Source organism: Azospirillum sp. A1-3, from assembly GCF_023806445.1.
Classification (GTDB): domain Bacteria; phylum Pseudomonadota; class Alphaproteobacteria; order Azospirillales; family Azospirillaceae; genus Azospirillum.
In genome coordinates, this window is record NZ_JAMSLU010000001.1 from 1,098,035 (window position 1) to 1,110,035 (window position 12,001).

Here is a 12,001-nt window from a genome sequence, read left to right on the forward strand (position 1 = left end):
CTGTTATTCCCTCATCTGGTGTGTAGCGCTTTGGCCTTCGACCGATGAGGGTAAATTCGATAACCGTTATACGGGTAGTACTATCGCGTTATGACGCTGAAAAATGGATGACGGGGCGGTCATGCGTGAAGCGCCCTCTCCCGGGGCTCTCAGCGGATCTTCGATCCGCCTGACGCCGTCAGCACAAACGAAGTTTGTGCGAGAGGCGGGAGAGGGCGTTTATCACCATGGGCGATAGGCTTCAGCCCCGCCGCAGATCCAGGGTCATCGGGAATTGCGGGTTGCGTTCCTCCGCCGGGGCGTCCATCGGGCCGGGGGTGTGGCCGAAGGGGAAGAAGCGGGCCAGACGGCGGCCCTCCGCCTCGTTGGCGTTGACCGGGAAGGTCTCGTAGTTGCGGCCGCCCGGATGCATGACGTGATAGGTGCAGCCGCCGATCGACCGGCCGGCCCAGCTGTCGAGGATGTCGAAGATCAGCGGGGTGTGGACGGGAATCGTCGGATGCAGGCAGGAGGGCGGCTGCCACGCGCGATAGCGCACGCCGCCGACGAATTCGCCCTCCACCCCGGTCGGGATCAGCGGCACGCGCCGGCCGTTGCAGGTGATGACGTGGCGGGCGTCGATCAGGCCGGTGACGCGGACCTGTACCCGCTCCACGGAGCTGTCGACGTAGCGCACCGTGCCGCCGCCGCCCGGCTCCTCGCCCAGGACGTGCCAGGGCTCCAGCGCCATGCGCAGTTCCATGGTGATGCCACGCTGGCTGACATGGCCATAGACCGGGAAGCGGAAGTTGAAGTGCGGCGCGAACCAGCTGTCCTCCAGCGGATAGCCATGGTCGCGCAGGTCCTGCAGCACGTCGGCCATGTCCTGCTGGACGAAATGCGGCAGCATGAAGCGGTCGTGCAGTTCGGTGCCCCAGCGCACCAGCTTGCCCTTGTAGGGGTGCCTCCAGAAGCGCGCGACCAGCGCCCGCATCAGAAGCTGCTGGGTCAGGCTCATTTCCGCGTGCGGCGGCATCTCGAAGGCGCGGAACTCGACAAGGCCAAGGCGGCCGGTGGAGCTGTCCGGCGAATAGAGCTTGTCGATGCAGAATTCCGCCCGGTGGGTGTTGCCCTGCACGTCGACCAGCAGGTTGCGCAGCACCCGGTCGACCAGCCAGGGCGGGCAATTGCCGCTCGCCGCCGCCTGATCGATCTGGTTGAAGGCGATCTCCAACTCATAGAGCTGGTCATCGCGCGCCTCGTCCACGCGCGGAGCCTGGCTGGTCGGGCCGATGAACAGGCCGGAGAAGACGTAGGACAGGGCAGGGTGGTTCTGCCAGTAGGTGATCAGGCTGCGCAGCAGGTCGGGACGGCGCAGGAAGGGGCTGTCGGCCGCGGTGGCGCCGCCCATCACCACATGGTTGCCGCCGCCGGTGCCGCAATGGCGCCCGTCGATCATGAACTTCTCCGCCCCCAGGCGGGACTGGCGCGCATCTTCGTACAGCGCGATGGTGTTGCGCACCAGATCGTCCCAGCTGTGGGCGGGGTGGATGTTCACCTCGATCACGCCGGGATCGGGGGTGACGGCCAGCGAGTTCAGGCGTGGGTCCTTCGGCGGTTGATAGCCTTCGATCACGACCGGCATCTCCAGCTCGACCGCCGTCGCCTCGATCTCCACCAGCATCGCCAGATAGTCTTCCAGCGTGCTCATCGGCGGCATGAACAGGTGCAGGCGCCCGTTGCGCGCCTCGCAGCTCAGGGCGGTGCGCACCACCCACCAGGCCGACTTGCCTTCCTCCGGCAGTTCGTCGCGTATCTCCGCCATGATGCGCTGACGCTGGGCGATCCGCTTGTCGGTGTGGACGCCGCGATCGGATTCCTGAACGGCACCGCGGATCTCCTGCCGGCGCTGCACCGGGTGCGGCGGCAGCGGGCCGCGCTCCTCGAACGGGTCGGTCTCCCAGGCATAGGGATAATCGGACTTCGACACCCAGGGCAGCGAGCCCAGCGGCAGGCGGTAGCCGACCGGGCTGTCGCCGGGGATCAGCAGCAGCTTCTCCTGGCGCAGCGGCCATGTGCTGGACAGCCAGACCGGCCCTTGCTGGGTCATGCGCCGGTTGATCGGCATGACGAAGCCCACCGGCTCGTTCAGGCCACGGGTGAAGACGCGGGTCAGCCGCTCACGCTCCTCCTTGTCATCCAGTTTGCTGTTCAGCGGATCGACATTGACCGGAAGCTGCGATTCCTTGCGCAGATAGTGCCAGGGGTCCTCATAGGCGCCGAGTACGAGGTTCGGGTCGAGACCCAGCCTTTTTGCCAGCGCCATCAGGAACACGCCGGCATCCTGGGCGGTGTGGCCGTAGTCGGTATCCTCGCGCGCCAGCAGGTCGCGGTTCGCCCACAGCGCCTCGCCGTCGCGGCGCCAGTAGAGCGTCATCGCCCAGCGCGGCAGCGATTCGCCGGGATACCATTTGCCCTGGCCGAAATGCAGCAGGCCGCCGGGAGCGAAGCGGGCCATCAGCCGGTGGATCAGGTCGGCAGCCATCTTGCGCTTCTGCGGACCCAGCGCGGTGGTGTTCCACTCGGCGCCGTCCATGTCGTCGATGGAGACGAAGGTCGGCTCCCCGCCCATGGTCAGGCGGACGTCCTCGGCCTTCAGATCCTCGTCGACCCGGTGGCCCAGCGCTTCGATCGCCGCCCATTGCTGCGGGGTGTAGGGCTTGGTGACGCGCGGCGCCTCGTAGATGCGGGTGACCGACATCTCATGGCCGAATTCGACCTCCGCTTCGTCAACGAGGCCGGAGATGGGGGCGGCGGAGGAGGCGTCCGGCGTGCAGGCCAGCGGAATGTGCCCCTCGCCCGCCAGCAGGCCGGAGGTGGGGTCCAGCCCGACCCAGCCGGCCCCGGGCAGGAACACCTCCACCCAGGCATGCAGGTCGGTGAAGTCGCTCTCCGGACCCGACGGACCGTCCAGCGCCTTCTGGTCGGCGGTCAACTGGATCAGGTAGCCGGAGACGAAGCGGGTGGCCAGACCCAGGTGACGCAGGATCTGCACCAGCAGCCAGGCCGAATCGCGGCAGGAGCCGGTGCGCCTGGTCAGCGTCTCCGCACAGCTCTGGATGCCGGGCTCCATCCGGATGACATAACCGATGTCCTGCTGCAGCCGTTGGTTGACCGCGACCAGGAAATCGATGGTCGGCGTCCTTTCCCGCGGAATGTCCTTCAGATAGGCGGTCAGTTCCGGCCCCGGCTCCTCCGTCTCCAGGTACGGGCGCAACTCGCGCAGCAGCCAGTCTTCGTAGACGAAGGGGATGTGGCTCGCCTTCTCCTCCAGGAAGAAGTCGAAGGGGTTGATCGCGGCGATCTCGGCGACCAGATCGACCTCGACGATGAACTCGCGCGTCTTTTCCGGAAAGACGAAGCGGGCCTGGAAATTCGATTGCGGATCCTGCTGCCAGTTCAGGAAGTGCTGTTTGGGCGTGACCTTCAGGGAATAGCTGAGGATCGGTGTCCGGCAATGGGGCGCCGGCCGCAACCGGATGATCTGTGGGCCGAGCGACACCGGCCGGTCGTAACGATAGATCGTCTTATGGTTCAGCGCGACGTGGATCGCCATGGAAAACCCCGCCTCATGCCTGTTCGATGATGTTCGCGCCCCGGTTTGGTCCAGGGTCGCCGATGCAACGGTAACACCGTTGAATCGGACCCGACAGAGCGCCCCGGCACCGATCCTACCGCAGTTGCGAAAAAGTCACGAAGTTGCGGATGACGCGCGCTGCGGCTTTCTTCCGTTCGCGTTACCCTTTATATCCTAAGCGATCGGAGTATCGCGGCGGCGGGAACTCGCGTCTGGATGGTGTCGGTGGCGGCTTCTTCACTCATGGGCGGCAACCGCGGTGCGAGCGGTTCGGGCGATACCGGCCCCGGCGGCGCCGGACGGGGTGTCGTCACCGGAAAATACTTCAATTTCAAGCCCCTGCCTCCGTCGGCCGACATTCTTGGCAATCCGCTGATCGTCCCCAACCTGCCGACGCACAAACTGCCGAAGGAAACCTTCGGCAGCCGTGTGAAGCGGTTTTTCGCCCGCATGAACCTCGGCAGCCAATCGGCCGACACCAAGCTGCGCTGGAAGCTGCACGACACGATCCAGGCGACCATGGCCTCGCTGTCGCCCGCCGTCACGCTGGTGGCGGAAAAGCGGGCGCCGGCAAAGAACAGGAAGCTGTCTGTTCCGGTCGTCGTCGTGCGTCATCCCTATCACCTGCGCCATGTGTTCGAGATGCTGCCGACCATCCCCGACAGGTTCGCGGTGGAGCGGCGCTTTCTCGAACTGCTGATGACCCGCGCGCTGAAGCGGTACGGCGAGCAGATGGCCCTGATCAAGGGCAGTGCCTTTTCCTTCGAGCACGAGGCGCGGGAGTATTTCTTCGCGGGCTTTCGCCTGGAAAGGCAGATCAAGAAGGTCAACAGTCCGGACGAGAAATTCGCGGCGCTGCAGGCGATCCACACCAACTATTTCCATGGCCGAAACTATTATTACTATGCGCTGCTGCGGCGGGAGAAGCTGGCACCGGACAACAAGCTGTTCATGCTGTTCGCCCGCGCGGTCTACTTCATGGCGCGGATCGACTGGAACGGCGAACTGCTGGAAAAGCCGAATCCGCGCATGTTGCCAAGCCGCGACGACATGCTGTTTTTCGTGGAGCGTGACAAGTCGGTCGTGACGCGCTATCGCACCGACCAGGATTTCCAGCGTCAGGTCAAGGCCGTGCTGGAGGCCTTCCCCGCTTCGTGACGTTCCGCTTCCTTATCCAAGGTTTCCTGCGATGCGCGCCCTGTCCCTGGTTGGCGGTTTCCTGGCTGCCGGCTCCCTGCTCGCGGTTCTGACTGCGGTCCCGGCCCTTTCGGCTCCGGCGGACACTCCCCCGCCGGAGGCCGCCGCTCCCGAGGCGGCAGCGCCCGGCTGCGAGGCGGCGGAGACGCCGACCGCGCAGTTGATGTGCCGCGATGCGAAGCTGGCGGCGGCCGGTGCGGCGATGGATGCGGCGCTGGCGGCCCTTGGCGCCACCACCGACGACAGCGGCCGTGCGGCGATCGAGGACAGCCAGACCGTCTGGCGGGCAAAGCGGGACGAGACCTGCCCGGTGACCGCGGCCGATCTGGCCGACGCGAAATTGGCAAAGACGCGCGCGGATTGCCTGGCGCGTGTCATCCGCAAGCGCACGGCGGCGCTGGAGGCGGAGCGGCAGTCCCGGTCCCGGCCGGTCGGCGATCTGCCGCTGTCCGTCACCGGCGCCGCTGCCCGCCGGTTCGCCGCGCCCCAGCCGCCGGTGCCGCCGATCAGCCGCAAGGTCTCGCTGGAGACTCTGGCCGGCCGCTGGGCAAAGGCCGATCCGGCCGACCGCACCGCCATCGACGATTGCCGAAGCTCCTATCTGGACATCGGCACCGACCGCAGCCTCCACGCCGTGGAGCCGCGGATGCAGCTCTTCCCGCTGGATGGCACCCTGGCGGCCGACGGAGACCCCGTGCAGGGGGTGGCGCTTCTGCCGCCGGCTCCGTCGGAAGGGGCTCAAGCCCAGGCGGCGGCACCGCTGGCGACCCTGCGGCTTCTGCCGGCTGATTCGCCACGGTTCGACCGGCTGATCCTGCGTATGGAGCCGCCTGCCAGCTTTGCGGCGGAATTCGTCCGCTGCCGTTAAAGCCGTGACACGAGGAAACGCACGGTCATCGACAGCCGTTCACCCGGTGGCAGGGCGATCACCCCGGCGCCGGGTTCCTGCGGACGGTTCAGCGCATCGGTCATGTGGGTGACCGGCTCCAGGCACAGATAGGGTTCGCCGGGCGGGGCGTAGACGATCAGGTGCCCGACCGGCCCGTCGGCCAGCATGGTCAGGCGCAGCCGCTCCCGCGGGCGGTCCAGCGTCGCAGCACCGCTCCAGCCGGTGAAGCCGTTGTCCAACGCCACATGGTCCATGGTCACGCCGTGACGGAAGTCCCAGGCGGCAGGCACCGGGCGATTCCGGCAGGGCAGGATGGTGTCGTCATTCTCCCAGACGGTTTGGACGTCGGCGGTCACGCGGCTGCCCGGCGACCTGACCAGATAGGGGTGCAGCCCCAGCCCGGCCGGCATGTCGCTGTCCGAGTCGTTGATGAGGTCGAGCGTGACGGTCAGCCCTTCGTCGTCCAGCGCCACCGTCTGTGCCGCGCGATAGCTCCAGGGCCAGTCGTCGGCCCGGTGGGCGAAGCCTATGCGCAGGGCATCGTCGGCGACGGCCTCCACGCTCCAGGGGGATGACCAGCCATGGCCGTGGATGCGGTGGGGTGATCCGGGATCGGTGGCGAGCACGACCTCCCGGCCCTGGAAGACGAACCGGCCGCCGCCGATGCGGTTGGAAAAGGGGACCAGCGGGAAACAGGCCAGGTCCGGGGCGAAATTTCCGGCCAGCGCGCCGTCGGAGGCCCGCCGGAACAGCTCGACCGGACCATCGGCGGTGGACAGGCTCCAGCTCGCCAGCGAACCGCCGCATAGGGGGGCCGCGGTGAGCGTCATCGGTCCGTGCCGCAACGCGATGATGGTGCCCGTCCGGATCATGCGTTTCTCCCATCGTCGGCGTCCCGATTCTTATCGCACATGCGAAAGCCGAAGGAAACGGTCGCCGCCGTCAAGGCGCCGGCTGCCTCGACGCTGACACAGTTCACCTGTTTTTGTCGAAAAATGCGGGTATCGTACACTCGTCATTTACCCTCCTTGCGCGACGATGCCCGTCCGGCACCGCTCCCCGGCGGGTGCGGAATGCCGGTTGTATCGACAACGCGGAAGGGGCGCCGGTGTTGCAGCCCGGCCGCGCAATTCGTCTCGTCCAGGAAAGGCCCGGAGTGTCCACTCCCCAACTCAGCCGCGCGATGCCGACTCCGTCGTCGGCCATGGCCACGCTCGACGAGGTGGAGCCGTGCGACTCGCTGCCGGACTACCACGCGTTGCCGGCGCGGCTGGTGATCGGCACGGTGCTGCGGTCGTACCTGGACCCGTTGTTCCTGACCCCGACCGAACTGATCCATCTGCCCAAGCCGCTGAAAGCCTGCCTGGAACAGGGGACGCTGATCGAGGCGGCCCTGAGCAAGGTCGCGGCGGCCCAGGCGCGTGCGCCGGGACAGGAGCAGCAGACGCGCAAACGCGCCATCCGCGCCGCGGTGGACGAAAGCTGGGCCAAGGCGCGCGCTGCCCAGACCGCCTTCGCCGCCATGCCGCGCGGCCGCAAGCCGGTGGACTGGCTGCTCTCCCAGGGGGCCAAGACCCTCACCGGCGATGCGGAGTACGACCTGCGTGTCGCCATCGCCCTTGAATTGGTGGAGATCAAGAGCTGGAACGGCAAGCTGGACCGTCTGCTTGAACTGCACCAGTGGGACCGGGACGAGCGGCTGGCCGCTGCGGTCGATGGGGTGATCGGCGACGTCCTAGCCTCCGCCGCCGCCGGGGCGGAATTGTTCGGAATCAATCTGCTGCCGGGCACGTTGCTGTCCAGCCTCTGCGACATGCTGTTCGGCCGCATCGGCATGGAGGCCATCGGGCCGAACCGGATCGGCGTGCTGAACGCCCTGTTCCGCCAGGGCAAGCTGCCCCATGCGAAGGCCGCGGTGCTGGATCGCATCCGCCGCCAGTTGAAGGCACCCCAGCCGCTGGGCCGCGGCGCCTTCGACCAGGAGGCGGAGATGCTGAAGACGCTGGTCGGGCATCTGCTGACCCGCGACGGGCTGGTCGGCGGTGCGGTCATGGCCGACGCGCTGACCGTCCGCTACTCGCGCCGACTGGAGCAGGGCGGGGCCAGTGCCTATCGCCGCTCCATCATCGGGATGGGCGAAGGGCAATCGGACCTGATCTGCCGTATCCATTACCTGACCCGTGTCGCTGCTGCCCCGGCCGCCGAACGGCATGCCGACGAGATCCTCGCGTCGCTCGACGCGGCGGTCTGCAACGAGTTGCTGATCGAGAACATGCTGGTGCAGACGCCGGACACCGCATTGCTGGAGCGCGATTTCGCCCGCGCTCTGGCGGCCATCCGCGCCGCGCCGCTGCCGGCGGTCGCCTGCGAGCGAATCGCTGAACGGGCCGAGCGCGCAGTCGATGGTTTCGTGAAGACCGGGCAGCTCGCGGTTCGTCTGAAGCAGGTGGAACCGGTCCTGCGCCGCCGCACCGTCCGGCTGGCGGAGGTCGCCTGTTCCGGCCTGATCCGTGAGGATGGCGCCCTGCCGCTGATGCGCCAGCACATCCTGGAAATCGTCCGCCAGCCGCAATTCCAGGCCGAACTCGCCCAGCCCGAAAGCGAGGTCGCCCAGGCGGAGGTGAGAAGGCTGCTGGAACTGCTGGATCGGCTGCGCCAGATGGCGACCGCGCCCGCACCCCCGCCTGTTTTGCCGCCCGCTCCGCCGGCCACCGTGGAAGTGGCGCCTCCGGCGTCCCGGGGCGCTCGTAGTGCCGAGACAATTCTTCATCCGGCCAGCCAGCCACGGGATGCGGCAGGCGCCACCCCCGTTGTTACCGACGATACGGCGGGGCTGTGCCCAAGCTGCTATTCCGCGAAAGGACGGTCGGAGACCTGCGGCGCCTGCGGCTTCCCGGCCCAATCGGACAACCGGCCGGGCGTGCATCTGGTGCCGGGGACGCTGCTGCATGGCCGCTACCGAGCCGGGCGTGTGCTGGGGCAGGGCGGGTTCGGCGCCACCTATCTGGGATGGGACGACCGGCTGCAGGTGAAGGTGGCCATCAAGGAATACTATCCATCCAACCTGATCTCCCGCGTTCCCAACGCCGCGGCCGTCTCCCCCTTCTCCGACGAGCATGCGGAGACCTTCGCCGCCGGCCTCACCAAGTTCCTGGAGGAGGCGCGGACGCTCGCCCGCCTGCGCGACGTGCGCGAGATCGTCGGCATCCAGGATTTCTTCGAAGAGAACGCCACCGCCTATCTGGTCATGGAACTGCTGGAAGGCCGCACCATGAAGAAATATCTGGCCGATTGTGGCGGCCGGATTGACGTGAAGCGGACGCTTTCGGTGGTGATGCCGATCGCCAAGGCGCTGCAGGCCATCCACGAGCAGGGACTGATCCACCGCGACATCAGTCCGGACAACATCTTCCTGACCAACGGCGGCGACCGCAAGCTGCTGGATTTCGGCGCCGCAAGGCAGACCGCCCGTCCGGGCGCCGGCCTGACCGTGATCCTCAAGCCCGGCTACGCCCCGCCGGAGCAATATTCCAATGAAGGGCGGCAGGGTCCCTGGTCGGACGTCTATGCGCTCTGCGCCACGATCTATCTGGCGCTGACCGGCCGCACCCCACCCGATGCGACCGCCCGTTTCATGAACGACAAGGTGCCGAAGCCGTCCGAACTGGGCGTGGCACTGGCCCCCAGATTCGAGAAGGTGCTGCTGTCCGGGCTGGCCATGCGCTGGCAGGACCGGCCGCAATCGATGAAGGACCTGCTGCGCGCCATGACCAATTCGCTGGCCGGCGGTTGACGGACTGAAATCGGTGCCAAGAAAAAGGGGGACCGGCGCACCGGTCCCCCTTTCCCTGAACGGCTGCGGAGGCGACGTTACTTGACGTCGGCCGCGACCTGCATCTTGATGATCTTGTCCGGGTCGGTGACCTGTCCGTTGCGGGACTGGCTGCCCTTCTTGATCATGTCGACGAACTCCATGCCCTCGACCACGCGGCCCCAGACGGTGTACTGGCGGTCCAGGAACTGGGACGGGGCGAAGCAGATGAAGAACTGGCTGTCGGCGCTGTCCGGATCCTGGGCGCGGGCCATCGACAGGGTGCCGCGGATGTGCGGAGCGCTGGAGAACTCGGCCTTCAGCTTCTTGCCGGAGCCGCCCATGCCGGTGCCGGTCGGGTCGCCGGTCTGGGCCATGAAGCCGTCGATGACGCGGTGGAAGACGACGCCGTCATAGAAGCCCTGGCGGGTCAGTTCCTTGATGCGGGCGACGTGGTTCGGCGCCAGGTCGGGCCGCAGTTCGATCACCACGCGACCGTCCTTCAGGTCGAGGTAAATGGTGTTTTCCGGATCCAAGGCCTTCGCCTCCCCTTGAGAAACTGTAAAGAACGAGACAGTGAAGATTGTGGCGAAAAGCGCCGCCAGCAATGCGCGGGTCCACCGCTTCATGCGAAACACTCCGATGAGCCGAAATCCGCGCCCCGGACCATAGGGGAAAAGCGCGGGAATGCAAAGCCGCGCTGGCGGGGATGGCGATCCGCCAAAAGTCACGGATGACGGCCACTCGTCCGGGTGTTCATCCGGACATGGACGTGGCATGCCGGTCATGACGGGACGTTGGGGAAAGGACAGGGGCTTGAGGCTGGGACGGGCGATAGCCGGCACGGTGGCGGTCACGGTGACCTTGGCCGTGGTCGGGCTGGGCGGTGCGATCCTGGCCGGTCCGGCGCTGATCGGCGGGACGGCGACGCAGACCTTGCGCGATGCCGGCTTCACCGAAGCCGCGGTGACCGTCACCGGCCTGCGCATCGCCGATGGCTGGGGCGGCCTGCGGCTGGAGTTCGCCGCCGATAGCGGCCCGCTGGAGGCCGCGGCCAAGACGCTCGACCTGCCGATGTCGGGGCACATGACGCTGTCCGGCGCGCTGGTGGTCGGGATGGACGGCGGCGCGGTGACCATCGCACCCGCCGGCTGCCTGCCGGCCAAAGCGGAACGGCTTATGGTCTCCGGACAGCCGCTCGGCCTGCCGCAGGGGGCGACGCTGTGCCCGGCGGGGGAAACTCCGCTCCTGCGCTGGTCGCCCGATGCCATGGCGGTCACGGCGGAGCTTCAGGCGCCGCGCCTCGATGCGCCCGCCAGCGGACTGCGCGCCGACAAGGTCGTGCTGCGGCTTTCGCAGGACGGCGATGGCCGGCGCGCTGACGCCGTGGTCGGGCAGTTGACCAACACCGCCAAGCCGGCGCCCATCGTGCCGCTCGCCGTCACAATGCAGGCGGTGCAGGCGGGGCAGGGGCCATGGACGATCGACGGCACCGCCAAGGGCGCGAACGGGCTCCTCACCGTCACGCTCGACGGCAGCTATGACCAGACCGCCGGCGCCGGAAAGCTGGAGGCGGTGGCGAAGCCGTTCCGCCTTGCCGCCGATGGCCCCGGTCTCGCCGCCGTTTCGCCGCTCGCCGCGACCTTCCTCGAAAAGGCGTCGGGCACCCTGTCGGGCAAGGCGACGGTCGCTTTGACCGCGAAGGGCATGACCACGGCCGGACAGGCGGTGGTGAAGGGGCTTGCCGGTGCCGCCGGGCCGGTGACCGTCGCCGGGGTCAGCGGCACCATCGCATTGTCCAGCCTGTCGCCGCCGGTGATCCCGGACGGGCAGAAGCTGTCCATCGGCCTGCTGGACGTCGGCATTCCGCTGACCGACGGCACGCTGCTGTTCGGCTATGGTCGTGACGGGCGGCTGGATGTGGACCGGGCGGAATGGAACTGGGCCGGCGGCCTTCTGCGCGCCGACCCGTTCGAGCTGTCGCCCGAGAAGCCCAAAGGGCGGGTCACCCTGCATGCCGACCGGATCGACGCCGCCAAGCTGCTGAACCTGATCGCCGTCGACGGACTGGCGGCCAATGGCACGCTGGCCGGCACCCTGCCGGTGGTGTTCGCCGGCGATAAGGTGACAATCGACGGCGGCGTGCTCGAATCGTCCGGTCCCGGCACCCTGCGCTACGACCCGGCCAAGCCGCCGCCCGCCCTGAAGGGGGAGGAGGGCAGCCCCACCGCCATGCTGATGGGGGCGCTGACCGATTTCCATTACGACACGCTGCGGATCACCATCGACGGGGAGGCCGGCGGCGAACTGAGCGCCGGCTTCTCGCTGCGCGGATCGAACCCGTCATTCTACGATGGCTATCCGGTTGCGCTTAACCTTAAGCTGTCCGGCGCGCTCGACCGGATTCTGCGCCAGAACCTCGACGTCTACCGGATCCCCGACACGCTGCGGGACCGGATGACCGGCTTCGACCAGAAGGACCCTTGAC

Annotated in this window: 7 protein-coding genes; 4 read left to right on the forward strand and 3 right to left on the reverse strand. The window is 67.6% G+C overall.

All coding sequences use genetic code 11. The features are described from left to right. Window positions 1–241 precede the first annotated feature (241 nt). Window positions 242–3,595 (reverse strand): transglutaminase family protein, encoded by a 3,354-nt coding sequence (locus tag M5E06_RS05235; RefSeq protein WP_252137400.1) that lies wholly within the window; start codon window positions 3,593–3,595, stop codon window positions 242–244. 237 nt (window positions 3,596–3,832) lie between these two features. Here M5E06_RS05235 and M5E06_RS05240 point away from each other — a divergent pair, with 237 nt between their 5' ends. Beyond that, the gene (locus M5E06_RS05240; protein ID WP_252137401.1) at window positions 3,833–4,774 is read left to right on the forward strand and encodes a hypothetical protein; all 942 of its coding nucleotides are present in this window, start codon (window positions 3,833–3,835) and stop codon (window positions 4,772–4,774) included. 31 nt (window positions 4,775–4,805) lie between these two features. Further along, complete coding sequence (locus M5E06_RS05245; protein WP_252137402.1) at window positions 4,806–5,681, forward strand: lysozyme inhibitor LprI family protein; 876 nt, start codon at window positions 4,806–4,808, stop codon at window positions 5,679–5,681. On the opposite strand, the gene M5E06_RS05250 is transcribed toward M5E06_RS05245, so the two are convergent. Next, window positions 5,678–6,574 carry an aldose 1-epimerase gene (locus M5E06_RS05250; protein WP_252137403.1) on the reverse strand — a complete coding sequence of 299 codons (897 nt, stop codon included), beginning with the start codon at window positions 6,572–6,574 and terminating at the stop codon, window positions 5,678–5,680. The genes M5E06_RS05245 and M5E06_RS05250 overlap by 4 nt on opposite strands. 284 nt (window positions 6,575–6,858) lie before the next feature. On the opposite strand from M5E06_RS05250, the gene M5E06_RS05255 reads away from it, so the two are divergent. Beyond that, window positions 6,859–9,495 carry a serine/threonine-protein kinase gene (locus M5E06_RS05255; protein ID WP_252137404.1) on the forward strand — a complete coding sequence of 879 codons (2,637 nt, stop codon included), beginning with the start codon at window positions 6,859–6,861 and terminating at the stop codon, window positions 9,493–9,495. A 77-nt stretch (window positions 9,496–9,572) separates the two neighbouring features. On the opposite strand, the gene M5E06_RS05260 is transcribed toward M5E06_RS05255, so the two are convergent. Further along, window positions 9,573–10,142 (reverse strand): peptidylprolyl isomerase, encoded by a 570-nt coding sequence (locus tag M5E06_RS05260; protein WP_085089375.1) that lies wholly within the window; start codon window positions 10,140–10,142, stop codon window positions 9,573–9,575. 187 nt (window positions 10,143–10,329) lie between these two features. On the opposite strand from M5E06_RS05260, the gene M5E06_RS05265 reads away from it, so the two are divergent. Then, on the forward strand, window positions 10,330–12,000 hold the full coding sequence (locus M5E06_RS05265) for an intermembrane phospholipid transport YdbH family protein (RefSeq protein WP_252137405.1): 1,671 nt from the start codon (window positions 10,330–10,332) through the stop codon (window positions 11,998–12,000). The last annotated feature ends 1 nt before the right edge of the window (window position 12,001 follow it).